The following is a 25598-nucleotide window of genomic DNA, read 5'->3' as shown; positions in this document are numbered from 1 at the left end:
CGGCTCAATCCGGGCCCGGCGCTGGCGCTTCAGCCCCCAACGATGCGCGCGAGGTCGAGGATCGCGGTTGGCACCGATACGCCCGGAGATATCCCCACATAGCGCGGAATCCAGCGGGGCGCGAACTTGCTCTTGAACGCGCGCAGGCCCGAGAAGCCGTATAGCCGTTCGCCATGCCCATATACTGCCGCGCCCAATCGCGACCAGATTGGCGCAAGCGCGCCACCCTGAAGGCCGGAAAGCGGTGCCATGCCGAGATTGAAACTAAGAAACCCCCGCGCAGCTCCCAATTGCAGCAGCCGCACCAACAAGAGGTCCATCGCGCCATATGGCGTGTCCGGCAGGTGCCGCATCAGATCGATCGACATTTCCTCGCGATTGGGTGTTTCCCAGATATTGGCGAATGCGACGATCTCACCCTCGAGGCGCAGGATCGCGCAATCGAAACGCGACAGATAGCCCATGTCGAAACGGCCGAGGCTGAACCCTTTCTCCGGACCTGCCTTGCGCGCAAGCCAGGCGTCGGAGACGCGGCGCAGCGGCTCTGCATGCGCCAGGACCTGATCGGCCGGAATGACATCGAACACGAGCCCCGCTGCAATCGCCTTGTTGGTTGAATGCCGCAGCGACTTGTACGGGCCGCCCTGAAGTCCGTAGCCCTGCGTGAGATCTACCAGAGCCTCCTCGCCATACTTCATCGGCTGGAGGCCCAGCTCCACGATGAGGGGCAGCATGTCTGTGCTCACCTCGTAGAGGCATAATCGCCCGCGCCCGGTGTCGCATCGACGGCGCAACTCCCAGATCAACTCGGGCCAGGCAGCGGCGGGGCCCACCGGGTCGCCCATCGTGATCCAGGTCCGGCCCTGGACGCGGTACATGAGGAACGCGTCGCCAGCCGCCGAAATCAGAAAGCTCTTGTCTCCCGTAAACGCGAGCATGGAGTCGGCCCGGCGCGTCGACGCCAGCGCCGTCGCCGCTACTTCCGCAGGAAGAGCCGAGGACTCGCTCGTCGCGGGTGCGACCGACAGGACTCGCCAGAAAGCCCAGCCCGCGACGAACATGGTCGCCCCCAGTGTCGCCCGCAGGAAACGCGGCGCGTCTCCTCGCCAGGCAAAGTCCCACCAGAGATCGTCCGAATAAGGAATGTGCTTATAGGCGAAGAAGCCTGCCCAGGCGCTGAGCGCGAGCGCGATCATCGCAGCCGCCCACCACCAGCTTTCCACGGGCGCCGATCCGATGCCCGAGCGGCGGTAAAAGGCAGGCCGGCTATACTGAAGAAGCGCTGCCACCACGAGCAATACACTCGCCTCCTCGAAGTCTATCCCCTTGAGCAGCGAGAACAGCGCGCCGGTCAGGAGGAGCGCACGCGCGACATGGAACCCGCTCTTCAGCCGCGCCTGGATCGCCGGTGCCACGAGCAGCAACGCGGTGCCAGCGAGGCTCGCCGCAAAATGCGAGGCCTCGATGAAAGGGAGCGGCACGATGTCCCGCAGCGCAGCTATGCGCCCATGAAGCGGCGGCAAGGCTCCGGACACGAGCAGGACGAGGCCGCCTGCGAACACGAGCACCGACAGGAGCGGCGGCGCGAGCGCCTGGCCGATACGGCTCGCGGCGCCCAGCCCGGCCAGCAGCGGCTTGCGAAGCCGGTGCCCCTCGAGCACGACCAGCATGGCCCCGGCCACTCCGAGCGGCAGCAGATAATAGATTATGCGGTACAGCAGCAGCGCGGCGAACAGCTCGGCGTGCCCTAGGGGAACCAGCGCGAGGATCGTGGCTTCGAATACTCCGAGCCCGCCGGGCACATGCGAGATGAACCCGGCGATGATCGCCAGGGCATAAGCTAGAAAGAAGGTGCCAAAGAGCGCAAGCGGCACTCCGGGCAGCAGGATGTAGAGCGCCGCCGAGGCACAGGCCAGGTCCATCACGGACGTGGCGATCTGGGCGGATAGGAGCCGGACCGGTGGAAGCGGGATGGCGTTCCCGCCGATCCGAAGCTCGGCAACGCCGCGACCTCGCAACACCAGCGCCGAGATGAGCCCTATCAGCAGGATGGCCCCGAGCAGATGCTGCGTCGCCGGCTCGATCTGGAAACCCGCGATAGGGATGCTCGTCCCCGCAAACAGCAGGGCAACCGAAGCCACGGCGAGGATGCCGAGCCAGAATGCCGCGGAGGTGAGCACTGTGATCCGGGCGACGTCCGCGAAGTCGAGGCCGGCCGCGCCATAGGCACGAAGCCGTGCCGATCCTCCGGTCAAAAGCGCGAAGCCGAGATTGTAGCTGAGCGTGTTACTGGTGAACGAGGCGATGGCGGCGGTGCGCCAGGGCAAATCGCGACCGATGGCGCGCAAGGCGACCCAGTCGTAGAAAGTCAGCGCCAGGTAGCTTGCCGCGGTGAGGGAGCAGGCCAAAACGAGCCGCCAGATCTCCACCGAGGCGACGACTTCGCGGATCTCGTGATAATGAACCTCGACGAGGATACCCCGGATCGCCTCGAACGCCAGAATGGCGATGGCGAGCACCGCGAGGGCGAGCAACTGACGGCGCCGCCGCCACACCAGGTCGCGGACGCGGACCGGGGCAGCCAGGGCGATCATCGCACTCAGATGCGTGTCCAGTCCTGCGACTTGCAGATCAGGCCTCCCAAAATGCATCCGGAAATGCGGAGCACATCGGGCGAGCGCTGAACGATGTGCGACGTGAAGCTTCGGGCCATGTCGGGAACGAAGACCGTTCCCGTCCAGCGGCCGCTCCCGGTCTTTCGATAATTTTGCAGCAATTCGGTGCCGATGAGGTGTTCGACCCCCGCCTCGCGTGCGTCGTTCTGCGCCTCAGCGTCGGCAGCGACGATCGCACCGCACAGCTCGCTGCCGCAAAGCAAGGTCTTCACGACGATGGTGCGGCTGGGGTTCGTCCAGGAGCCGAAGATCGGATCGCGCGAAGTCGAGGCCGCCGGCGTGTGCGCGGGCCCGGAGGCCTGGGCGGCCGTTGCAGCCGCTACGCACAACGCCAATGTGGAGGGAAGGAAAAGCCGCATCAGAAACGCTCCTGAAACTTCAGCACAGGACCCAGCTCGCGAAGGATCGTCTGCACGAGCAGACGATGATCGTTGCGCAGGAAATGTCCGCCCGGCAGTGCAATCCGCCGGGCATTCTTCATCTCAAGTGCAGGGCACAACGTATCGGTCTCGGCTACACCCTGGATACAGGTGAGCGGCAGCCAGTCGAGGCGCCGCGCTTCGGAACCATCGGCATCGGGGGTGCCGCGATAGCTCAACCCTGACGGATCGGCGTGGAAATAGGCGTCCGCACCCGGCACCACCAGCACGGCGGCGGCGACCCTGCCGCGCAGATCCGGCGACAGGTCGGCCAGGCCGACGCGAACGATGTCCGCGCCAAAGGATTGCCCAAGCACGACGATGCGGTTCGCGCCCGTCTGCTGCAGGGTCTGCCGGATCGCATTCGCGACGATCGCGTCGGTCTCGGCGCGCGTGCGATGCGATGCGAACGCGGTTGAGGAAGAAACGCCGAGAACAGGAATGCCCACCTTGACGAGCCCGTCGGCGATATAAGGCCCCATTCCGAACCGCAGCCCCATGTCCCCGGAGAAGAACACTGCCGCTACGGGTTTGCCGCGGCCCCCCGCGCCGAACATATGAATCGGATCACGGTCGAAGAAACCGGCCGCCGCATAGAGGCCCAGCAGAACGGCGCCCACCGTCGCGAGCACGATAAACAACCAGCTGAGTCCGGTCCCCGGAAGCCAGCGCGCACGAGGACGGGGATTCGTGGACCGTGTCATGCATCGATATTGCCGCATCCCGCCTGTCGAAGCGGTGGCGGCTGAATGAACTATAGTTCATCTTCGGAAAGCGGGCACGGCCAGGGTCGCTCACGAGCCCCCGCCCCTTCACTTGCTCACTGCATAAGTGATCACGAAACAGGCAAAGGTGAGCAGGAGCATTGCTGCGATGAAGGCGCGGTCGGCAATCTGTTCGAGCCAATGGACACGGCGGTGCGCTTGCCTGCGGATCGCGACATAGGAAGCGAGGGTGGCGATGAGGAACAGCACGGCATCCACCGAGAGGATGTCGTCGGCGAGCGTCTCGTGCCCGTGGACGACTGCCACCACCCGGAGGAGGCCTATGCCGGTCAGACAGACGCCGACCAGCGCGGCGGCGACCGGGCAGATCAGGCGGCAGGTCCGCTCATCCAGCGCAATCTGCCGCCTCTCCCGTCTTTCCGCTTCGCTGTACTCTCTCCTGCCCGTCACGTGACTGGTTCCTCTGTCTGAAACACCGAGTGCAGGCACAATAGTGCGCCTCGCCGACCAAGGAAGCGGGAAGCGCCGGAACGTGAAGTGGGACGAGCCCCCATTCGGCTCCCGGGGTTTTCCGCCGCGGAAAACAACTTAGGTTAGTACTCATCTCCGGTTCATGAAAATCGCAGATATTCGCCGTGTGACCGAGGTACAGGCTTGCGGTTGCCGGGGAGGGTCGTGCACGGCTCTCCCCGTTAGCAGATCGCATGCGTTCCCCGCTCAATCTCCCAGGACGAGCAGGGCGACGCCTTGCCGACGCAGAGTCACCTCCACGCTTGCTCGCCCGCCATCGACCGTGACGGCACGGGCCGGCCCCGCCGGCGCGAGCTGGGAGGCCTTCTCCAGCGCGGCATATTGGGCGGCGTCGGGCGATTGCGGAGACCCCATCGCCTTCCATGCGCTGAAGGCATTGGCATGGCTCTCGTCGACCAGCCACTCTGTCAATTGGCGGCTCTTGCCGCGGCCCAGCCCCGCCAGATTCACGCGGATGGCGGCGTCGGGGCCGGCAAGATCGTCGTCATGATAATACCAGATGAGGATCGCCAGCTTCCCGTCGGCAGTCGTGGTGGCGATCGTGCCGATGTCGGGAGCATCGCGCACGCCCGCCTCCATCATGGTGGCGAGCGGGATCTGGCCGCTGCTCCGTGCTGCGACGCGCGTGTCGCCCAGCTGAGCGAACAGCCGGAACACGTTGAGGACGGGCAAGTCGATGCCGTTGGTGGCGAGCTGGCGATAGCCGGCAAACCAAGGCTGGTCCTCGAAGGTGAAGGCCCAGGTGAGCGCCCCTTCGAGGTTCACCTTGTGCTGGTCGGCGAGATCCCAGATCCGCGCGAAGCTCGCGGCGGTGTAGCTCGAATACATCGTGCCGTTGCGATAGGCGTTCTGCGGACCGGGGCAGGCGGCACACCCCTCGGGATCGCTTTCGCCGATGACGATCGGCTTGCTCGCCAGTTCGGGCACGGCCGCGATCTTGGCGAAGCCGTTGCTCACGCCCTTCAGATGCGTCGCGATCCCCATGCGGACGTGCCCGTCGACGAAGCTCGGCTGCCCCTTGGCGTGGAAGGCGAGGAAATCGGTCGGCGTGCCGATCCTGCCCGTGGCGTGATTGGTGCCGCGCGCGACATGGGCGAGGAACGTGTCCATGAACACGCCGCCCGATCCGGCGACGTCGGGTCCGCCCACGCGTGCAGTGGGAAGCGCCCGGCGAACGGCATCGATCGCATAGTCGTGGAGCTTGTTGAACTCTTCCTGCGTGCCCGTCCAATAGGATGGTCCGTTGGGCTCGTTCCAGACCTCGAAATACCAGCTTTCGACTTCTTCGCGGCCGTAACGTTCAACGTTGTGCTTCGTCCATTGATAGACGAGTTCCGCCCATTTGCCGTAATCCCTGGGCGGCGCGTTCCAAGCCCCGGCGATGAGGTGGTAGGCGAAGCCGGGACGCCAGCTGTGTTGATACGGCGTCCCCGCCGGTGCCGAAGACAGCGCTTCGGGCATGAAGCCGATCTGGAGATAGGGCCTGACGCCGCGCGCACGATAGGTATCGATGATCCGGTCGACCACCGTCCAGTCATAGACCGGCTTGCCGTCGGCGCTCTCGGTATAGGCGTTGGTGCTGCCCCATTTGAACGCCGGCGTGCCGTCGCCCGTGTTGAGCAGATTGTGCGCGCGGAAATACACGGCTCCCGGCTTCAGTTCGCCCAGATGGGCGAGCAGCTTCCGGCCGTCCTTCATCGTCGCGTAATTAGGCTCGTCGGCGCCGAAGAAGCGCCAGATGGGCTTGAGCGGACCGCGCCGGACACCAGCATCCACCTCGATGGTGACGGGGATGCTGGCGGGAACCGAGGCATCGACGGACGGCGCGCTTTGCGGCGGTGCCGCCGCGACAGGGAGCGCCGGGCCAGCCAGCAAGGCAATCATCGCGATCCCGCCCGCGATCCGTGTTATCGCCCGCATCATTCCCCCTTGCAAAGCAGCGTTCCGCAGCGGCGGCTTCGGAGGATCAATTAGCAGCTATCCGAACGCCCGCCAGTGGGTGACTGCAGGATTGCAACCAAGCAAGAGAATGTGACCCCCTCCGCTCCGGCCAAGGGAACCTTTACGTGGCGTCAACGCTTCCGACGGCATAATGCCGGCGATACGGGCGGTACGAGGAACGCGCACGCATGGATCGCCTGAGCAGCCTGCCGATCAGACGCCATCTCGGCGCGCGCAGTTTGGCGCTGGTGAGCAAGCTGGAAGTCGGCTTGCCGCGCCTGATGATCTTCTGGGTGGTTCTGGTGAGCTTCGCCGCAGGCTTGCGGCTGGCCTATGCCGCGACGCCTATCATGACTCCGCTCGATGCGATCCGGAATGCCCTGCCCTATCTTCTCGTGATCGTGGCGCCGATCGTGACGATCTTCTTCGGCCTGCGCGCCTTCCCGTCCGGCGCGTTCGTCCCCCAGCCGACCGGACGGCTCGCGCAGTTCGGCCGCTGGCGGCGCATCGACGCAGTGACCGCGCGATCGCTGCCCTTGTTCGGTGCCGGCGGGTTCATGGCCTCGCTGCTGATCGGAATTCTGATCAACGTGCCCTTCCGCACGTTCGAGTTCCTCGCGGGAATGCCGGCACTGGGCGGAATGGCGCCCGACTGGTTCCGCATGCTCTACATGATGATGTTCGTCGATCTCGTCTTCCTGTCTGGCCTTTACGCCTTCGCGTTCGTCCTCGCATTGCGCCATGTCCCGGTCTTCCCCCGCTTTCTCGCCGGCGTGTGGGTGATCGACGTCCTGATGCAGATCTGCATCGCGCGCGCGATGGCCCATGTCGCCGATCTGCCCGGACCGGTCGGCGCCTCGCTGGCGGACATGCTCGAGGGCAATCTGAAGAAAGTGCTGATCAGCGTCGCCCTCTGGCTGCCCTATCTGCTGCTGTCGCGCCGCGTGAACCTGACCTATCGCTGGCGCGTGCCTGCCTGAGCCGGGTCTGCGCGGAGCTGGAGCAGCAACAGCGCAATCGCCACGGTGGCCGGAACCGCGCTTGCCGCAACTACATACAGGAAATCGGACATCGATCCGACGATCGCGATCGTCGAGGCGAGCTGGCAGGCGAGGAAAATCTGCACCGATCGGCGATCGCGCGCGATGATTGCAATTGCGAACGACAACAGATCGGCGAGCAGGAGATAGCGCTCGTGCATCTTCGGCAGGAGATAGGGGACCATCATTGCCGACAGCAGAGCGATGCGCATCGTCATCATCGGATCGAGGCGCCTGCGCGCGAAGACCGCGACATAGGAGACGGCCGCGATCGCTGCCGCAGCATAACCCAGCGCGAATATCGCCAATGGCTCCCGCGCATGAAATGCCGCGACGATAGCCCAGGGGCCGGGAGCGGTTCCGATCGTGTTGAAATAGGCACCTTGCCGCAGGTAGATCACTGCCAGATCGGCGGCGGGCCAGCCGGCCAGCCACGCCGGAAGCATCGCCAGTGCATAGATCGCCAGCGGGATCGGCCACTCGATCAGGCGTAGCCTGTGCCGCAGGAGTATGACGAGCACGAACGGCGCAAGGAACATCGCCTGCAGCTTGAACGCAAGGCCGATGCCGAACCAGACGAGCATCGCACGTGGCCGCGCATCGACCGCCGAGACTGTCGCCATGACACAGGCGGCAGCCCAATAACCGTCGCATTGGCCGTATATCGCAGCATTGGTCATCACGCTCGGCAACAACGCGAGCAGCAGCACCGCCTCGTTGGCGAAGGGCCGCCGACCGATCAGCCGACGTACCGCGAAGGCGGCCGCGAGCACCGACAGCAGCGCCAGCGACTTGACGATCGCCAGCGGATTGGTGGTCACCAGCGACGCCGCGGACAGCAAATACAGATAGGGCGGCGTGTAGTTGCTGAAGGGGACCGCGAAGGCCTTGATCCGGCCCGCCGACAGGATGTGGTCGATCCACGGATAGAAGAATTCGGGCAAGTCCGGCGCGACGATCGGCCAGCACAGACCGTAGACCAGAAGCGTGGAGAGCCCGATCTGGAGCGCCGTGCGCGAATTCGCGCGCAGCCATTCGCGCATCCCGATCGAAACCGGCGACGGCGCGTTCATCGAAGCGGTGCGGTCGCGGGGCGGTCGCGGACGTGGATCACTGCCCATTTATCGGCATGGAGCCGCCGCCATCCCCGCTCCTTGTCGAGCACAGGCACCAATGCGTTGTCGGGCGGCAGGATCGTCCAGCCGAACTTCCAGCGGGCATCGGCCTCACGCCAGGTTCCAGCATCACCCCTGGAGATCTTGTAGTAACGGGCAGTGAAATCGTCGCCGTACATGTCCGATCGGCCATCGATGAACGGTGCGATGCCATCGAATATGAGCAGCCCGCCGAAGCTGTATTCGTTGAAGACCGGTTGGCGCCGCAACTCGGGCGGGACATGCCGGAGCGCCGTGATCGGCACGCCGTAGCTGTCGGTCCGGTCGAACGGCGCGATCAGTCGCCACGCAGCCGTGCCGGCGAACAGCAGCAGCCCGACGATCAGGAGCGGCGCGAGCGCGAGCCGCGCGGTCCAGACCTGCGGGAGTATCGCCGGGCGGGGCCGGTCCGCGCCATCGGCCCATGCCCGGCCGAGCGGCTCGGCGAGCAGGATCACGGCGAGCGTGACCAGCACCATCTGGTTGCGGACATGGTCCAGCGTCAGGTGCAGCGCCACGAGCAGGATGAGCAATCGCAGGACCGGAATGCGCGTCGGACGGAAGAACAGGAAGAACAGGCCCGAGAGAAATAGGACTTCGAGGGCCGACGCCCCGCCGAATCGCGCCGGCTGCCATTCGGCGATATAAGCGAGCAGGCTCAGGTGGTTGACGTAGAACGGGTATAACAGGCCGCCGATCCCGCCCGGCGTCAGCAAGGCGGCGACCAGGCATGCCGCACCGAACAGGCCCCAGTCGCGAACCACCTTCATTCGGTTGTCCGCCGGCGCGGTGACGAGCGCCTCGAGGCCGAACCCGCCAGCGAGTGCCAGCCCGAACACGAAGCTGCCATGTGCATTGGCCCAGACGAGCATCAGCGATGCGAGCGCCAGCGGGGGCGCGCGCTCGCGCTCGCGTGCACGAAGCAAAGCGACCAGCCACCCGGCGAGCATCGGCAGCGCGAGCAGGTGCGGGCGCGCGAGCACGGACTGCGCGAGCCCGAGCGACAGATAGAGCAGCATCAGCGCCGCCCCACCGAGCCGCTGCCAACGAAGCAGATGGAGCGCGATGATGGCATAGAGTGCGGCCGCCGCCGCGCCGAACAGCAGGATCAGCCCGCTCCAGCCGCCCCAGCGCCAGGCCGCATACATCGCCACTTCGGACAGCCATTCATGCGCCACCCAGGGCTGGCCGCGCGCCGTGAACGAGAAGGGGTCGGCCTGCGGGACGGCGCAGTGCGCGACGATCCACGCCCCGGTCGCAATGTGCCAGCCGGTATCCCCGTCGGCGAGCGCGGACGACAGGACGACGACAATGGCGAAGGCGGCGAAGCTCGCCGCAAGCACGAAGGTGGTTCCGGAAAGATCAGGCCCGGTGACCTGCGGCCGCTCCACTTCGATCCCCCAAGATTCCGCGAAATGGAGCCCCCTCCAATCGCGACTCACTCTATCGCCCGAGTCGCCCCCGGCAAGGCCGAATCTGGTTAATCGTGGAAAACAGACTGTAACCTGGAAGTTATGGGATAAAACGGCCTAGGTATATAACCGGAGCGGTCCATGAATATGTATGTCAAAGGATATAACGATTATAACCCTTGTCTCGAATGACACATTTTTTCAGCGATTCTGGATGGTTAACGGAACGCATCGGTTATGGAGGTGATACAGGCTATATATCTGTTTTTACAGGATAAATTCAATCATAGTTAACGCAAATTAGCGCTAAGTCACGGAAATTAAACATTAAATAAAGCGTTATTGACTTGGTTGTCAGTTGGGTTCCCTGTCGGATTGCAATCCAGGCGTATCGGGCCTTTCGGGCTTTTGGATGCTCCGGCGCAGCTGGCGAAAAGACCAGCGTCCATCGCTCCCGACGTCGCTTTGGAATGGGCATAGGCCGGGGGGTCTTCTTCCGGCGGGGTTTGGGGAATTGTGATGACGACGATCAAGAACCTTCTGATGGATACCAGCGGCGCTTCGGCCGCCGAATACGCACTCATCCTGGCGATCGTGGGCACCGGCATCGCCGTGGCCGCCTTCACGCTCGGCGGCTCGATCAGCAACGCCATGAACAAGGCGTCGAACTGCATCAGCCGCACGGCGAGCAGCACGGCCTGCTGATCCCGACGGGGCGCCCTTGCGGCGCCCCGCCATTCCGGACCGGGCTGGTCCCGGCACAGGAAAGGAAATCACCATGACGACGATCAAGAATCTTCTGATGGACACCAGTGGCGCTTCGGCCGCCGAATATGCGCTGATCCTGGCGATCGTGGGCACCGGCATCGCCGTGGCCGCCTTCACGCTCGGCGGCTCGATCAGCAACGCCATGAACAAGGCGTCGAACTGCATCAGCCGCACGGCGNCACGCTCGGCGGCTCGATCAGCAACGCCATGAACAAGGCGTCGAACTGCATCAGCACCGCGCCGAGCAGCGCGGGTTGCTGACGATCTGACGGGATCGCGCTTCGGCGCGGTCCCTGTCGATTGTTTATTAGTGCATTCGACCAAGCGGGGGCGGCGGTCATGCGTGGACAAGGGCTTATCATTCTCGGCGTCGCGATCCTTGTGGGGCTCGCGGCGGTATTCCTCGCCAACAGCTATCTGGGGCGTGTCGAGGAACGACAGGCCACGACGCCGCGCGGCATGGCCAAGGTCGCCGTTGCGCGCGTGCCGCTCGAATTCGGCACGGTGATCACGCCCGACAAGATCACGCTGATCGATTTGCCGATGGACACGCTGCCCGCGGGCACCTTCTCGTCGGTCTCGCAGCTTCTGCCGATGAACCGCAACCGCGTCGCGCTGCGGCCGATGGCAGTCAACGAGCCGATCCTGCGCTCCAAGATTTCCGGCGAGGGCGGGCGTGCTGCGATTTCCGCGGTGCTCAAGCCGGACATGCGCGCCGCCGCGGTCCGGGTCGGCGATGTCGCTGGGGTCGGCGGGTTCGTGCTGCCGGGAGACGTGGTCGACGTGCTCGTCACCCGAACCCCGCCCAACGCCAATGGCGGCGGGCAGATCACCGACATCCTGCTGCAGAAGATCCGCGTCATCGCGATCGATCAGGAAGCCAGCGATTCCGCGGACAAGCCGGTGATCGGCAAGACCGCGACGCTGGAGGTTTCGCAAGTCGACGCGCAGAAGCTCGCGCTCGCCCAGCAAGTCGGCCAGATCAGCCTGGTTCTCGCCAATCCTTCGGCAGTGACGAGCCCGACGGTCGAGACGGTGAGCGTCGATGACCTGCGCGACGGCGCCTATGTCGGCGGCTATTCGGACAGGGCGCCGACCTATCAACCGCCGATGGCCTGGTCGGCCGCGCCGCCGCCACCGCGCAGAGCGAGAAGCATCGCCGCGGCGCCGTCTGCCGACAGCTCGACCGTTCTCATCGTCCGCGGGACCAAGGACAGCAGCTATGAGGTTCGTCATTATGGCGCGCACTGAGATAGCCCCGCGCCGGGCGCTGACCCGCGCACTGGCGGTCGCCGCCCTGCTGGCCGTGCCGGCCGCGGCGCAGGCACAGGATGCGGTTTCGCTTCCGGGCGCGAACGTCCTCGCCGGCCAGCTCGACGTGCCGGTCAACAAGAGCCAGGTGCTGACCGCGGATCGGCCCTTCACCAAAGCGCTGATCGGCAATGCCGACATCGCCGACGTGCTGCCGCTGACCAACCGGTCGCTCTACGTCCTCGGCAAGAAGATCGGCACGACCAGCCTGACCCTGTACGACCGCAACAACAATCTGATCTCGGTCGTCGACGTCGCGGTGGGCCCCGATGTGATCACGCTGCGGCGGACGCTGCGCGATCTGATGCCCAGCGAGACCATCGGCGCGCAGATCTCCGGCGATTCGGTGGTGCTAACCGGCGTGGTGTCGAGCGGTCCCGCGGTCGATCGCGCCAAGCAGATCGCGACGACCTATTCGGGCGAAAAGGTCGTCAACCTGCTGACGGTGGGCGCCTCGCAGCAGGTCATGCTCGAAGTGCGCTTCTCCGAAATGAACCGCACCGCCGCCAAGAATCTTGGCCTGAACACCGGCTTCACCAACGGCAACGGCCCGCGCACCTTCCAGGGCGGCTTCGGCAACACGGCGCCGACCACCACCTTGCTGACCAACAAAAACGGCTCGCCGACGATCGATCTCGCCGGCGTGCTGAGCAGCTTCGGCATCGTCGCCAAGGGCATCACGCTCGGCAATCTCAACATCTTCACGGCGCTCGACGCGCTCGAGCGCAAGGGCGTGGTGACGACGCTTGCCGAACCGACCCTGGTGGCATTGTCGGGCGAGTCCGCATCCTTCCTGGCCGGCGGCGAATTTCCGGTGCCGGTCGCGCAGGGCAGCGGGGGAACCGGGAACGGCAACACCAGCATCACGGTCGAGTTCAAGCCGTTTGGCGTGAGCCTTGCCTTCACGCCCACCGTCCTCGACGACGGCGTGATCAACCTGGTGGTCGCGCCGGAAGTCAGCTCGATCGATCCCTCGGCATCGATCAACGTCAACGGACTGACGATCCCGGGGCTGCAGACGCGCCGCGCCAAGACCACGCTCGAACTGCGCGACGGGCAATCCTTCGCGATCGCCGGGCTGCTGCGCAACGATTTCCAGAGCACCGTCCGGCAGTTTCCGCTGCTCGGCTCGATCCCGATCATCGGCACGCTGTTCCGCTCGACCGGCTTCCAGAAGCAGGAGACCGAGCTGGTCATCATCGTGACGCCGCGGCTGGTCCGCCCGGTCCCCGCGGATCAGATGAAGCTGCCGACCGATCGCGTGCGGCCGCCCAGCGAGCTCGACCTGTTCCTGAACGGCAGGACGGACAGCGCGGTCGGCACCAATCCGCTGGATCCGAAGGACGCGCCGAAGAACCCGTATCCGGCAAAGCCCGCTCCGGCGGCGCCGGAGGGCGGCTTCTCCGGTCCCAACGGCCATCAAGGGAGGTAGCGGACATGCGCGGCACCAAGATCCTCATCCCGCCGGCGCTGCTGCTGCTGGCCGGCTGCACGCCGATCGACGCGACCTTCGGCGATGCGGTGAAGACCGACTATGCGCTGCAGGTCATCAATCCAGAGCCGAGACCGGTCTCCGCCGAAACCGCGGTGATGGAAGGCGGCTCGGGCGATCTCGCGGGCGCCGCATCCGAACGCTATCGCAAGGGCGCGGTCAGGCAGCCGCAGCCGGTCCAGACGACCACCAAATCGAGCGGCGGGGCGGGACCGAACTGACATGAGACGGGCTGGACGGCATCTCTGGCGTTCGGAAGAAGGCTCTGTCGCGCCACTGGTCGCCATCTCACTGTTCGCGCTGATCGGTGCCGCGGGCATCGGCTTCGATTATGCCCGCATGGCGGGGATGGACAGCGAGCTGCAAGGTGTCGCCGACCAGGCCGCATTGGCCGCCGCGACGCAACTCGACGGCAAGACGAACGCGATCGCCCGTGCCACGAGAGCCGCGCGCCAGCTCATCGCGAACGAGACCCGCTTCGCCAACGATGCCAAGTCCGGCGCGGTTTCGGGGACCGACCTGACTTTGGTCTTTTACGACGGGTACGATCGCGCCAACGACACCTATGGCACCGCCACGACGACCGATGCGGCGGCGACAATCGTCAAGGTGACGACCGCCGGGCGCGAGTCATTTTTCGCGCTCACGCCGGTCGTCGCGGCGCTGCGTTCGGGCAGCATCACTGCATCGGCCACTGCCGGCCTGGGCCAGTCGATCTGCAAGGTCCCGCCGGTGATGATCTGCAATCCCGGCGAGCCGGCCAACAATGCCGACGAGAATCTTGCGTTCACCGCGGTGGCGGGGCTCGGGCTGAAACTGATCACGGGCAATGCCGATGCGCCCGGCAATTTCGGCTGGCTGGAGGCCGGACTGGGCAATGGCGCGCCCGGCCTGGCCGCATTGCTCGGCAACGACACGCTGAAGGTCGATTGCCAGCCGGTCAGCGGGGTGACGACCAGCACGGGCATGAAGACGTCGGTCATGGATGCCTTCAACACGCGCTTCGACATCTACAACAACGGCAATATCGGGTGCAGCGGACCCTGTTCGCCCTCCACCAACGTGCGCAAGGACATGGTGTGCAAGGCGCCGGGCAACAGCTGCACCGGCGCTTACGACATTCCCGCCAATTTCTATCAGCCGCCCTATCCGCCCGCCGCGCTCAAGAGCGATGGCAGCGAGGATCCGTCGATCATGGGCTATCCAGTCGATATCTGCCACGCGGTCGCCAAGAAGGATGCGGCAACCTGTGGGGTCATCGGCAACGGCACCTGGGATCGCGCCGCCTTTTTCCGAGTGAACTATGGCAGCACCTTCGACTGGCAGACGGCGATGGCCAATGCCGGTTACACCGCGGCGACGGTCACCCGCTACCAGGTCTATCAATGGGAACTCGCCCACCCTTCCGTCACCGTCGGCGGCGTGGCCAAGGGGATCAGCGTCGGCCAGCCGCTGGGCAACGACAAGGCGTTCGGCCAGCCGGCCAACGGCGTCGCCGGAATCAGCCCGAGTTCGGGAATCGACCGGCGGCGGCTGTCGGTTGCGGTCATCAACTGCAACGCCACCAACCTGCATGGCAAGACGACCAACGTGACGGTGACGAAATGGCTCGACGTCTTCCTCGTCCAGCCGGTTGCCAAGCGCGGCAACGGCACCAACGCGCAAACCGACATGTCCGACATCTATGTCGAGGAAATCGGCGAGACCGGCTCGGGCACCGGTGGAGCCTCCACAGCGCAGGTCATCCAGCGCGCCGTGCCGTACCTGATCCGGTAGCGGCAGATGCGACACCCAACCCTCGCCCGAATGATCGCCTCCTCCGCCGGCTCGGCCGCGGCGGAAATGGCGATGGTCGCGCCGATCTTCGTCGTATTGATGTTCGGCGCCGTCGAACTGGGCAACTATTTCCTCAGCGAGCATGTCGTCGTGAAGGCAGTGCGCGACGGCGCCCGCTATGCATCGCGGCTGAACTTTTCCAACTATCCCTGCGCATCCGCGTCCACCGGCAACGTGCCGGGCGGGTCGGTCGTCACCGACGTCGGCAACGTGGCGCGCAACCAATTGGTATCGGGCGGGTCGCCGCGCCTGGTCGGCTGGACCGACACGACGACGATCACCGTCAGCTACGACTGCGTGACCACCAACAGCGGGGCCGATTATTCCGGCCTCTACAAGGGGATGACGCTGGCCCCCACGGTCAATGTCTCGGCCACCGTCCCCTATAATTCGCTGTTCAACAATCTCGGCTTCACCAGCACCAATTTGTCGCTGAGGGCGCGTTCGCAAGCTGCGGTGATGGGCCTGTGAGCGCGCTGGCGAAGCTGCTCGGCGATCGCCGCGGATCGACAGCAGCCGAATTCGGCCTGGTCGCGCCGCTGCTGATCGCCTTCCTGATCGGCACGATCGACATGGGCCGGTTCCTCTGGGAATGTAACCGGGCGGAGAAAGCGACCCAGATGGGGGCGCGTTTCGCAGTCGCGACGAACATGATCCCGACCGGCCTTTCGAACTATAGCTTCGCGGTCAGCGGCAACCTTGTTCAGGGCGATCCGATCCCGTCGAGCGCGTTCGGCGGCGCAAGCTGCAAATCGACCGGCGGAACGGTAAGCTGCACCTGCGCTACCGGTCAGACCTGCCCGACGCTGACGCCCGTCGACGCTGCCGCATTCGCCAACATCGTGAACCGGATGCGGCTGTTCGATCCGGCAATCACGGCAAACAACGTCACTGTGGCATATGAATATTCCGGGCTGGGCTTTGCCGGGGATCCCAATGGAAGCGATGTCGCACCGTTGGTCACGGTAAAGCTGAACGGTCTCACATTCACTCCGATGCTGTTCCGTTTCTTCGGCTCGTCGAGCGTCACGCTGCCCAGTTTCAGCACGGCGCTCACGCTGGAGGACGGAATCGGCAACGTCTCCGATTAGAGGTTAGTAACGTGGAAGTAGATTTGTCCGAACTCGCGTCTACCGGCTGGACCATCAAGCGCACCGACGCGATGGTCGAACTGATTCTGTCGCACGAGGAGATCGTCGCGGCGGAATTCGGCGAGAGCGTGGTCGCGGGCATGGCCTTCGACACCAGCGAACTCGATGCCGAGGCCGATATCCCCGCCGAGATCGTCAAGCGCGCCCGCGTCGTCATCGTCGAGGTGCGCACGGATCGGCCGGCATCGCTTCGCCGGCTGACGCGGCTGCACAATGAGAACCGGGCGCTGGTGATCATCGCCGCAGTCCGGGATCCGTCGATCACTGCGATGCAGGCTTTGCTCCGCGCCGGAATTAACGACGTCGTCGCCTTGCCGCTGACGCGACGCGATCTGGAAGCCGCGCTCGAGCGGATCCGCAGCGAGCTGGAACGCGGCACGAGCGAGGAGACCGCCAGGGGCAAGACGATCTCGATCATCAAGAGCGTGGGCGGCGTCGGCGCGACGGCGTTGCTGAGCCAGGCCGCGGCGCTCTATGCCCAACGCGAAGGCGAGCGCGGACGAACGGCCTGCCTGCTCGACCTCGATTTGCAGGGCGGCAACGCGGCGACGCATCTGGGGGTCAACCCCGATCTGACGGTCAGCGATCTGCTCGACGCCGGCAAGCGGCTCGACCCCGCCGTCCTGACCTCGGTCGCCGCCACGCATTCCTCCGGCCTCAGCCTGTTCGGCGCGCCGAACGAACTGATGCCGACCGACGCCGTCGGCACCGATCAGGTGTGCGACATCGTCCATCTCGCGATGACGCAATATGGCACCGTCTTTCTCGACCTGCCGAGCGACTGGACCAACTGGTCGCTCTCGCTGGTCGCGCAATCCGACATCGTGTTCCTGGTCATCGAATTGTCGATCGCCAGCCTGCGTCAGGCGCAGCGGCAGCTCTCGCTGCTGACCAAATTGGGAGTCAGTCCCGACGCGGTCCAGGTCGTCGTCAATCGCGTCGAGAAGCAGATGTTCAAGCAGATCAACCTGCGCGACGCGTCCGAGACTCTGGGCAAGCCGATCGGGCTGAGCGTGACCAGCGACTTCGCGCTGATGAACACGGCGCTCAATCGCGGCACGATGATCCGCGACATCAAGTCGAAGAGCGCGATCGGGCGGGATCTGGGCAAGATGCTCGATGCCATCGACATGCTGCTCGAGCGCGGCGGATGAGCGTCTGGCAGATCAGGCGGGCGGGCGAGCTCGCGGCGGCCAAGGCTGCGGAGGCGCCTGCCGATCCGACATGCGAGGGGGTGGACCGCAACACGGCGCTGAAGGTCGAACTCCACCAGCGCCTGCTCGACCTGATCAACCTCTCCGCCCTCGACGGCATGACCCGCGAACAGGTCCAGGGCGAGATCGGCGAAATCGTCTACGAGCAATTATCCCTGCAAAAGCACGCCCTCAACTTGGCCGAGCGTCAGCGGCTGGTCAGCGATATTCTCGACGAGCTGCTCGGCCTGGGGCCGATCGAGCCGCTCCTCAAGGACGAGTCGATCACCGACATCCTCGTCAACGGCCACGATTCGGTCTTCGTCGAGCGGCGCGGACGGCTCGAACCCTCGCCGGTCCGCTTCAAGGACGAGCGGCATCTGTTGCGCGTCATCCAGAAGATCGTCTCTGCGGTGGGCCGCCGGGTCGACGAGGCATCACCTTATGTCGATGCCCGGCTCGCGGACGGATCGCGCGTCAATGCGATCATCCCGCCGCTCGCGGTCGATGGATCGCTCCTCTCGATCCGCAAGTTCGCGCGCACGCCGATCGACATGGCGCGCCTGACCAGCCTCGGCAGCATTCCCGCGACGGTCGCGGAAGTGCTGCGGGCCGTGGTCGAGGCGCGGCGCAACATCCTGATCTCGGGGGGAACCGGTTCGGGCAAGACGACGCTGCTCAATGCGATGTCGGCCTATATCGACGATGCCGAACGCATCGTGACGATCGAGGATTCGGCCGAACTCCAGCTGCAGCAGGCGCATATCGCGCGGCTCGAGACCCGCCCGCCCAATATCGAGGGAAATGGCGAGGTCACCCAGCGCGACCTGCTCAAGAATGCGCTGCGCATGCGGCCCGATCGAATCATCGTCGGCGAAGTCCGCGCCGGCGAGGCGTTCGACATGCTGCAGGCAATGAATACCGGCCATGACGGATCGATGACCACGGTCCACGCCAACACGCCGCGCGACGCCTTGTCCCGGCTCGAGCAGATGATCGGGATGAGCGGCATCGACATCGCACCGCGCTCCGCCCGCGCGCAGATCGCCTCGGCGATCAATGTCGTCATCCAGGTCGGCCGCCTCGCCGACGGCAAGCGGCGGCTGCTCAGCCTGTCCGAGCTTATCGGCATGGAGGGCGAGGTCGTCACGATGCAGGAGATCTTCCGCTTCCGGCTGACCGGCCGCGATGACGAGGGCGGCGTATTGGGCCGGTTCGAAGCGACCGGGATCAGGCCGCACTTCATGCGCGAGCTCGAGGATCGCGGGATCAGCCTGGCGGCCGACATCTTCAATCCCAACACGGTGCTCGACTGATGTCGATGACCTCGATCCGACTGATCGTCCTCGCGCTGATATTCGCCGCGGTGATCCTCGCGGTCGAGGGAACGGTGACATGGGTCCGCGCCAATCGCGGCGGCGTGCGCGCAATCAACGAGCGCCTGCGCCTCATCGCGACGGGGCACCAGCGCCCCGAAGTCCTCGCGCGCCTGAGGCGCGATGCCTGGGGCGGCGGCATCTATCTGCCGGGGCCGCTCGCGGATACGGGGCGCAAGCTCGACAATCTGCTGCGCGGCGCATCGTTCGGCATGTCGCCGGCGCGGCTGCTGTTTCTGATGGTGCTGGCGGTCGGCCTGCTCTTCGTCGCGACGGTCGTGTTCGCGCTCGCCGCCGGCCTGACCATCAGCTTCGGCACGATATTGATGGCGGCCTGCTTTGCCGGCGCGACCGGGCTGGGACTGCCGCTGATGTTCATCGCGCGCCGCGCCGACCGCCGCCGCAAGCGGATGGCCGAGCAATTCCCGGTGGCGCTCGATATCTTCGTCCGCGGCCTGCGCGCGGGCCATCCGGTCGCCGCCGCGCTCGATTTGCTCACGCACGAGATGAGCGATCCGATCGGCAGCGAGTTCGGCATCGTGACCGATGAAGTCGCTTATGGCGCGGACCTGCGCGACGCGCTGCACAACATGGCCAATCGCTGCGATCTGGACGACCTCAGGATGTTCGTAGTTTCGCTGTCGGTGCAGAGCGAGACCGGCGGCAACCTTGCCGAGATCCTCGAGAACCTCTCCAAGGTGATCCGCGACCGCGCGAGCATGGTGCTGATGGTTCGCGCTTTGAGCTCGGAAGGGCGGATGACCGCGACCATATTGACGGCGTTGCCCGTGATGGCGTTCGTCGCCTTGTTCCTGCTCAATCCGCCTTTCTACCTGCAGGTGGCCAACGATCCGGCGTTCTCGGTCGGGTTCGGATGCCTGATCGCGCTCTATACGGTGGGGTTCGTCATCATCCGCCGCCTCGTGAACCTGAAGGTCTAGGACGATGTGGGAAGCCGCTCTCAACCAATTTCCGCGCTTCGTCATCCTCGGCGGGCTGTTCCTGGTGGTCGTTCTGCTGGTGATCGGCGTTTCGACCGTCGCCACGAGCCGCGCCGCGATCCGCCGCCGGCTGGCCGAGACCGCGACTGCGCGGGGGCCGGGCGCGGCGGCTTCGTTGCGCGGACCCTCCGGCCCCGATGCCTGGTCGAGCCTCGTCGATGCGATCGAGAAGCGCGGAATCTCGTTGCTCGACACCAACAATGCCGGGTTGGTCGCCACGCTTGCCGCGGCCGGCTACACCTCGCCTCAGGCGCCGCGCGTCTTCACGCTCGTTCGCGTCGGCACGACCCTGTGCCTGCCGCTGCTGCTGGTCGCCGCGACCTTGATCAACGGCGCGCCGCCCTCGCTGTTCAAGCTCTACATGTTCGGCTCGCTGCTTGCGGTGCTGGGCCTTTATCTGCCCAATCTATGGATGTCGGCGCGGGCGTCGCGCCGTCAGGACCAGATCACCCGCGGCTTTCCCGACGCGCTCGACCTGATGCTCGTCTGTGTCGAGGCCGGGCTCGGCATGGAGGCGGCTTTCGATCGGGTGGGGCGCGAGATGGCGACCACGCATCCGCTGGTCGCCGGCCTGCTGGCGAACACGGTTCTCGAGCTCCGCGCGGGCCGCAGGCGCGAGGATGCGCTGCGCCGGATGGGCGAGCGGGCCGGGGTGGACCAGATCAAATCCTTCGCGACCCTGCTCATCCAGTCGAACAAATTGGGATCGAGCATCGGCCAGACGCTGCGGATCTATGCGACCGAGATGCGCGAGCGGAGCAAGATGCTCGCCCAGGAAAAGGCGCACCGGCTGCCGGTCCTGCTCTCGATTCCGCTGGTCGCCTGCATGCTGCCGGTGATGATCGGCGTGCTCATGCTGCCCGCGGCGATCCGCGTCGTCCGCCAGCTCATGCCGATGATGGCGGGCTGATGCGCAGGGGGCCCCCTTCGCGCCTGGCGCTGTGCGGCATCCTGCTGGCCGCCAATGGCTGCATGGGTTCCGACGGCAGGCTCGCTCTGCCTGAGGGCACGCGCTTCACGGGGAAGTCGGAGGTTTCGCTGACAGCGGCGCAGCGTTTCGTGGCGAACGGCAATTACGGGCTCGGTATCGAAACCTACCGCCGCTTTCTCTCCGCCAATCCGGAGGACGCCAAGGCGGTCGAGGGGCTCGCGATCGCCTATGACCGCCTGCAGCGCTTCGATCTCAGCGACCGCTATTTCCAGCAGGCACTGGCGCTGGCACCGCGCGATCCGGAAATCTACGTCGCTTATGGGAAGTCGCTGCGGGCGCAGGGGAAGGATTTCGACGCCGATCTGCTCGACGTCGACATGCGCGCGATGCTTGCGCAGGACGCGCCGAATGCCGGGGTCGCGGCGGCGACGCCTTCGGCTCCCGTGATTGCCGCGAGCCAGGCGATCCTTCCGGTCGCCGCGGCCGGGGCGGCAGCGCCGAAGGCCCGGCTCGATCGCTCGTCGGCGGGCGAAGTCAGGCTGGTCTTGCCGCCGGAGGGCAACGCGGCTTCCTACGGCACTGCCGCGCGCGAGCCTGTGCGTGCAACGCCGCCGGTGCCGCCCGCTTCGTTGCCGACGCGGATCGTCAACGCCGCCGGGCGGCAGGGGATAGCGCGCAAGATCCAGGTCTTTCTGGGCAGCCGCGGCTGGTCGCGGCTCGACACGGGCGACAATGCGGTGCGGCTCGACGAAAGCAGAATCGTATTTCCCGTCGGATCGAGTGACGCGGCACGCCGCCTTGCCCGCGCGCTGCCGTTCCGCACGCGGCTCTATCCGTCGTCGCGCGCCAATCGCGTGCAGTTGCTCGTCGGCGCGAATGCCGTGGGTTTCGATGCCCGGCTGAAACGGAAATGATCGCCCTGTTGCGCCTGATCCTGCTCGGCGCCGTGGCGATTTCCACTGCCGCCCAGGCCAGCCCGGCCGACGATATGCCGCTGGTCGCTGCTGCGATCCGCTCGGGCCGGCTGGTGCAGGCCGAGCTGATGCTCGCCCGGATGACGCCGCAGGCCGGCGAAGCGACGACCGAGCTGGAGATATTGCACGGCCAGCTGGCACTTGCGCAGGAGCGCCACCAGGATGCCCGGCGCGATTTCGTCGCGCTTGCGCTGCGCGTGCCCGGCGATTGTCGCGTGCTGCTGGGGCTCGGCATGGCCGAATCCGCTCTGGGCGACGCCGATCCAGCGATCGTGCACCTCGAAGGCGCGACCCGGACCTGCGCGGCGGACTGGAAAGCCTGGTCCGCGCTCGGCTTTGCCTATGATGCCAGAGAGCGCTGGGGGGACAGCGACGCCGCTTATGCCCGCGCCATGGCGAGCGGGGGCGAGCAGCCTGCTTTGCTCAACAACGTCGCCGCGTCGCGCATCCGGCAGCGTCGCTTCGCCGAAGCGGAGCCGATCCTGGCGCGCGCGCGTGCCAGGGCTCCCGACGACCTGCGTATCGCGAACAATCTCGATATCGCCGCCGGCGCGCTCGGGCGGATACCGGTCCGCGGCCCGAAGGATGGCACGTCGCGCTGGGCCGAGCGGCTCAACAATGCGGGATACGCCGCCATGCTCGCCGGACGCAGCGACGATGCGCGCAAATGGCTGACCATGGCCGTCGCCGCCGACCCGGTCTTTCAGGGAATCGCGGCCGCCAACCTCGCGCGACTGGACGCCCGGAAATGATCTCGCTCGGTAGTTTCGTGACGATCGCACTCTGCCTCCTGCTGTGGCTGGCCGCGGTGGTGGACATCTGGAAACTGCGAATCCCGAACCTGTTCCCGATCGCGATCCTCCTGCTGTTTCCGCTGTGGGTCTATCACGCCGGCTGGACCCCGACGCTGTGGCAGAACGCAGTCCTCATGCTCGCGACCTTCCTCGGCGGCGCATTGATCTTTTCGCGGGGCTGGCTGGGTGGCGGCGACGTCAAGCTGCTCGCGGCAACTGCCTTGTGGTTCGATTTCAGGGGCGCGGCCGCATTGTTCCTGTTCGTGGCGATCGGCGGCGCGCTGCTGAGCATCGTGTTCATCCTCCTGCGCCGGATCGCCCCCGCCCGCCTGACGAGCGAAGGCAATATTCCCAGCCTCAAGGCGCGAGGGCCCATCCCTTATGGCGTGGCGATCGCCGGCGGCGCGCTGCTCGCAGTCCTGAGCGGCCAGGTCAGCCCGCAGCCCATTCCCTGGTATTTGCGCCCGTTACGGATCGGCGCGACGCAGAGTCAGAGCGATTCCGCGGCTAGCATCATGATCAATTGGGCGCGCGACTGAATGCCCAGGGTCGAATAGATTCGGTGCAAGTGCAGCTTGATCGTTCCCTCGGTCAGGCCGCAGCGCTGGCCGATCTCGCGGTTGCGCAGCCCCTCCCCGACCAGCCGCACGATCTCCTCCTGCCGCCGCGTGAGATTGTATTTGGGCAGGACCGGCACGGTATGTGCGGTCAGGCTGCGCCGGAGCGCGCTTTCGAGGATCGTCGGATCGATCCAGGTATCGCCGCGAGTCACTGCCTCGATGCAGGTCAGCAGGTTTTCCGGATCGCTGTGCTTCAGGACGATCCCGTTCACGCCGAGATTGACCGCTTCCATCGTCTCGACCGGTTTCAGGCCGACCGTCAGGAAGATGACCGGCAGGCGGTTTCCGCCGGCGCGCATCGTCCGCAGCACGTGCAGCCCGCCGCCTTCGGACATGCAGACATCGATGATCAGGAGGTCGATCGTTCCCTGTTCGACGATCCGCAACGCCGCGCTCGGCGTTCGGGCCGTCGATTCGACGTAATGATCATTGGTCTCGAGGAACTGGTTCAGTCCCTCGAGAAAGATCGGGTGGTCGTCAACGATCAGCAGTCGGGACATCGACCATCGCCTCCAGTGGAATTCGGATGGACAAGAGAACGCCGCGCTCCATCGGATCGGCGTAAGCGCGGCCGTTGAGCGCGTTCAATCGACGGGTCAGCGATTGGGACTTTACGCCCTCGACACCCGACGCACCGGTTCCCGATGCCAGCACGGTGGCGCCGTCGCTCTTCAGTGTGACGAACAAGGCATCGTCGCGCAGCGCGGCCACGACATTCACGCTCGACGATTTGGCGTGCTGGACGGCGTTGGACACAGCCTCGCGGACGAGAAACTCGACTTCGACGGCGACATCCGGCGATACCCAGAGCGCGGCCGGATCCGTCGTGAGCGTGCAAGTGATTGCCCACTGCCGCGACAGCAACTCGGCGCGCTGCGCCAGATGGCTGGCGAGATCGATCTTTTCGCCGATCGGCAGATTGGCGTCGGTGACGAGCTCGCGCAGGCACGCCTGTTCGGCGGCGATGATCGATTGCAGCGATTCGAGCCGCTTGGTCCTCGCCGCTACGGGCAGGTCCTTGTCCTTGATGAGCGACGCCACCTGCATGCGAAGCCCGCCGAGGGTCTGCAACACGCTGTCGTGCATGTCGCGGCTCAGATCGAGCCGGGCATTGGCGAACGCCCGTTCGCGCCATGCCTCGAACATCAGATAGCGATCGAGCGTCGCGCTCACCGCGCGCGACGCGGCGGCGACCTGGCTGAGCATCAGTTCCGAAATCCGGGGGAAATCCAGCAAATAGATATAGCCGGTGAGCGCCCCGGTCCGGATCGGCAAAGCAGCGACGTTCCCGCCTGCCGCGGTCTCCGGCGCCGGCAGGAATCCCGCCGGGATCGTGCGCACGGCCGGCCCCAGCCGGAGTTTCGCATCGACCAGCGCGCTTCCGCTCTCCGAATCCCGGATGAACCCTTCGCCGCTTGCGTCGGGCGCGAGCATCCGTTCGAGCAGGGCCGGATCAAGTTCGACGTTCGACAATTCGCCATCGCTGAACCGGTAGCATTCGGGAATCCGGTCCACTTCGCGCTGCCAGCAGATCAGCATCTCCGAGGTGCCGAACCGTTCGGACAGCTTCGTCGCGATGCCTGCCATGGGAAACGTTCGCGCCTGGATGCCGGCGTCGAGCAATTCCTCGTTCCAACGGTCGCCGACCGCGGCCCCCGCCTGGCTGGCCCGAAACGCCAGGATGGCGGCGGCGACCAGTGTCACCAGCGTGAATTGCAGGCGCAGGGCCTCGTCGCTCGCCGCGCCGATCCCCGGCATGATGCCGGCGAGGCGGTTGTGAAAGAGGATGATTGCGGCAAACAGCAGATAATCGAGCGCGACCCAGACGACCCGCGATCGCCCGAGCGAAACGCCGAGAGCGAAGATCACGAAAGGCAAATAGAGGCCGATCGCCTGCGGATAGGCCAACAGCATGAGCAGGCAGATCAGCTGGTCGGCGCTCCACGCGACCGGGCGCAGATGCACATCGAGCTTCCACGAAATGAACCGCCCGAACAGCGTGCCGGCCGCGATGAGCATATAGCCCGCAAGCGCGATCTGCTCCGGATTTGACCAAATGGCGTTCCCGGCCCCGAACCGGAACGGGAAATCCAGCGACACGATCGCCAGCAACAGCCGCGTCGCACCCGCAACGTCGCGCGCCGCGGCGGTGCCCAGGTCCCGCGTCCACAATCGGACGGCCGCGTCCCTCAGCCCGTTCAACGAGCCCGACCCCCGAGGCGCGCCGATTTCCATGCAAATGGGGTCGCATGGC

The 25598-nt window shown here is 65.7% G+C and carries 24 protein-coding genes and 1 pseudogene; 16 read left to right on the top strand and 9 right to left on the bottom strand.

Going from position 1 to position 25598, the window contains the following annotated elements; translation table 11 throughout:
- Window positions 1–29: 29 nt before the first annotated feature.
- From mprF to ASE13_RS18895, 5 genes are all read right to left on the bottom strand, one after another.
- A complete protein-coding gene (gene mprF / locus ASE13_RS18915; RefSeq protein WP_082597057.1) occupies window positions 30–2594 on the bottom strand; it encodes a bifunctional lysylphosphatidylglycerol flippase/synthetase MprF in 2565 nt (854 codons plus the stop codon).
- 5 nt (window positions 2595–2599) lie between these two features.
- Window positions 2600–3034 (bottom strand): DUF2147 domain-containing protein, encoded by a 435-nt coding sequence (locus ASE13_RS18910; protein WP_082597055.1) that lies wholly within the window; start codon window positions 3032–3034, stop codon window positions 2600–2602.
- Window positions 3034–3726, bottom strand: coding sequence for a virulence factor (locus ASE13_RS18905; RefSeq protein ID WP_235537062.1), 693 nt, complete (start codon window positions 3724–3726; stop codon window positions 3034–3036). The genes ASE13_RS18910 and ASE13_RS18905 overlap by 1 nt, the downstream gene beginning before the upstream one ends.
- A 180-nt stretch (window positions 3727–3906) precedes the next feature.
- Window positions 3907–4308, bottom strand: coding sequence for a hypothetical protein (locus ASE13_RS18900; protein WP_235537055.1), 402 nt, complete (start codon window positions 4306–4308; stop codon window positions 3907–3909).
- A 228-nt stretch (window positions 4309–4536) separates the two neighbouring features.
- A complete protein-coding gene (locus tag ASE13_RS18895) occupies window positions 4537–6270 on the bottom strand; it encodes a GH39 family glycosyl hydrolase (protein ID WP_200955781.1) in 1734 nt (577 codons plus the stop codon).
- A 209-nt stretch (window positions 6271–6479) separates the two neighbouring features.
- Here ASE13_RS18895 and ASE13_RS18890 point away from each other — a divergent pair, with 209 nt between their 5' ends.
- Complete coding sequence (locus ASE13_RS18890; protein WP_056619994.1) at window positions 6480–7271, top strand: DUF2569 family protein; 792 nt, start codon at window positions 6480–6482, stop codon at window positions 7269–7271.
- Here ASE13_RS18890 and ASE13_RS18885 read toward each other — a convergent pair.
- Together ASE13_RS18885 and ASE13_RS18880 are read right to left on the bottom strand one after the other, a co-directional pair.
- A complete protein-coding gene (locus ASE13_RS18885; RefSeq protein ID WP_056619992.1) occupies window positions 7247–8404 on the bottom strand; it encodes a hypothetical protein in 1158 nt (385 codons plus the stop codon). The genes ASE13_RS18890 and ASE13_RS18885 overlap by 25 nt on opposite strands.
- Complete coding sequence (locus ASE13_RS18880) at window positions 8401–9876, bottom strand: hypothetical protein (RefSeq protein WP_056619990.1); 1476 nt, start codon at window positions 9874–9876, stop codon at window positions 8401–8403. Before ASE13_RS18880 ends, ASE13_RS18885 begins: the two co-directional genes overlap by 4 nt.
- 540 nt (window positions 9877–10416) lie before the next feature.
- On the opposite strand from ASE13_RS18880, the gene ASE13_RS18875 reads away from it, so the two are divergent.
- From ASE13_RS18875 to ASE13_RS18805, 15 genes and pseudogenes are all read left to right on the top strand, one after another.
- The gene (locus ASE13_RS18875; RefSeq protein ID WP_056619987.1) at window positions 10417–10602 is read left to right on the top strand and encodes a Flp family type IVb pilin; all 186 of its coding nucleotides are present in this window, start codon (window positions 10417–10419) and stop codon (window positions 10600–10602) included.
- A 73-nt stretch (window positions 10603–10675) separates the two neighbouring features.
- A pseudogene (locus ASE13_RS18870) lies at window positions 10676–10843 on the top strand (Flp family type IVb pilin); the annotation flags it as partial.
- A 161-nt stretch (window positions 10844–11004) separates the two neighbouring features.
- On the top strand, window positions 11005–11916 hold the full coding sequence (cpaB, locus tag ASE13_RS18865; protein WP_056619981.1) for a Flp pilus assembly protein CpaB: 912 nt from the start codon (window positions 11005–11007) through the stop codon (window positions 11914–11916).
- Complete coding sequence (locus ASE13_RS18860; RefSeq protein WP_235537054.1) at window positions 11888–13408, top strand: type II and III secretion system protein family protein; 1521 nt, start codon at window positions 11888–11890, stop codon at window positions 13406–13408. The genes cpaB and ASE13_RS18860 overlap by 29 nt, the downstream gene beginning before the upstream one ends.
- 5 nt (window positions 13409–13413) lie before the next feature.
- On the top strand, window positions 13414–13689 hold the full coding sequence (locus ASE13_RS18855) for a hypothetical protein (RefSeq protein WP_056619976.1): 276 nt from the start codon (window positions 13414–13416) through the stop codon (window positions 13687–13689).
- Between the two features lies 1 nt (window position 13690).
- A complete protein-coding gene (locus ASE13_RS18850) occupies window positions 13691–15244 on the top strand; it encodes a pilus assembly protein TadG-related protein (protein WP_056619973.1) in 1554 nt (517 codons plus the stop codon).
- Between the two features lie 6 nt (window positions 15245–15250).
- Window positions 15251–15775, top strand: a complete 525-nt coding sequence (locus tag ASE13_RS18845) for a TadE/TadG family type IV pilus assembly protein (RefSeq protein WP_056619970.1) — start codon at window positions 15251–15253, stop codon at window positions 15773–15775.
- The gene (locus ASE13_RS18840; protein WP_056619967.1) at window positions 15772–16395 is read left to right on the top strand and encodes a TadE/TadG family type IV pilus assembly protein; all 624 of its coding nucleotides are present in this window, start codon (window positions 15772–15774) and stop codon (window positions 16393–16395) included. Before ASE13_RS18845 ends, ASE13_RS18840 begins: the two co-directional genes overlap by 4 nt.
- A 23-nt stretch (window positions 16396–16418) precedes the next feature.
- On the top strand, window positions 16419–17609 hold the full coding sequence (locus ASE13_RS18835) for an AAA family ATPase (protein WP_156404989.1): 1191 nt from the start codon (window positions 16419–16421) through the stop codon (window positions 17607–17609).
- Window positions 17606–18964: a CpaF family protein gene (locus ASE13_RS18830; RefSeq protein ID WP_056619955.1), complete on the top strand. Its 1359-nt coding sequence runs from the start codon at window positions 17606–17608 to the stop codon at window positions 18962–18964. The genes ASE13_RS18835 and ASE13_RS18830 overlap by 4 nt, the downstream gene beginning before the upstream one ends.
- A complete protein-coding gene (locus tag ASE13_RS18825; RefSeq protein ID WP_056619954.1) occupies window positions 18964–19965 on the top strand; it encodes a type II secretion system F family protein in 1002 nt (333 codons plus the stop codon). Before ASE13_RS18830 ends, ASE13_RS18825 begins: the two co-directional genes overlap by 1 nt.
- A gap of 4 nt (window positions 19966–19969) precedes the next feature.
- Entirely contained in the window at window positions 19970–20935 is a 966-nt protein-coding gene (locus ASE13_RS18820) for a type II secretion system F family protein (protein ID WP_056619947.1), read from the top strand.
- The gene (locus ASE13_RS18815) at window positions 20935–21870 is read left to right on the top strand and encodes a LytR C-terminal domain-containing protein (RefSeq protein WP_056619943.1); all 936 of its coding nucleotides are present in this window, start codon (window positions 20935–20937) and stop codon (window positions 21868–21870) included. The genes ASE13_RS18820 and ASE13_RS18815 overlap by 1 nt, the downstream gene beginning before the upstream one ends.
- Window positions 21867–22682, top strand: a complete 816-nt coding sequence (locus ASE13_RS18810; RefSeq protein ID WP_056619940.1) for a tetratricopeptide repeat protein — start codon at window positions 21867–21869, stop codon at window positions 22680–22682. Before ASE13_RS18815 ends, ASE13_RS18810 begins: the two co-directional genes overlap by 4 nt.
- Window positions 22679–23263: a prepilin peptidase gene (locus ASE13_RS18805; protein ID WP_056619935.1), complete on the top strand. Its 585-nt coding sequence runs from the start codon at window positions 22679–22681 to the stop codon at window positions 23261–23263. Before ASE13_RS18810 ends, ASE13_RS18805 begins: the two co-directional genes overlap by 4 nt.
- Here the strand turns inward: ASE13_RS18805 and ASE13_RS19995 are convergent.
- Together ASE13_RS19995 and ASE13_RS18795 are read right to left on the bottom strand one after the other, a co-directional pair.
- Window positions 23215–23844, bottom strand: coding sequence for a response regulator (locus ASE13_RS19995; RefSeq protein WP_156404988.1), 630 nt, complete (start codon window positions 23842–23844; stop codon window positions 23215–23217). The genes ASE13_RS18805 and ASE13_RS19995 overlap by 49 nt on opposite strands.
- The gene (locus tag ASE13_RS18795; RefSeq protein ID WP_162254714.1) at window positions 23822–25546 is read right to left on the bottom strand and encodes a sensor histidine kinase; all 1725 of its coding nucleotides are present in this window, start codon (window positions 25544–25546) and stop codon (window positions 23822–23824) included. Before ASE13_RS18795 ends, ASE13_RS19995 begins: the two co-directional genes overlap by 23 nt.
- Between the last annotated feature and the right edge of the window lie 52 nt (window positions 25547–25598).

It is taken from the genome of Sphingomonas sp. Root241 (genome assembly GCF_001428865.1).
Taxonomy (GTDB): Bacteria; Pseudomonadota; Alphaproteobacteria; order Sphingomonadales; family Sphingomonadaceae; genus Sphingomonas.
Note: the sequence above shows the minus strand (reverse complement) of the source record. Positions and strands in the feature narration are given on the sequence as shown.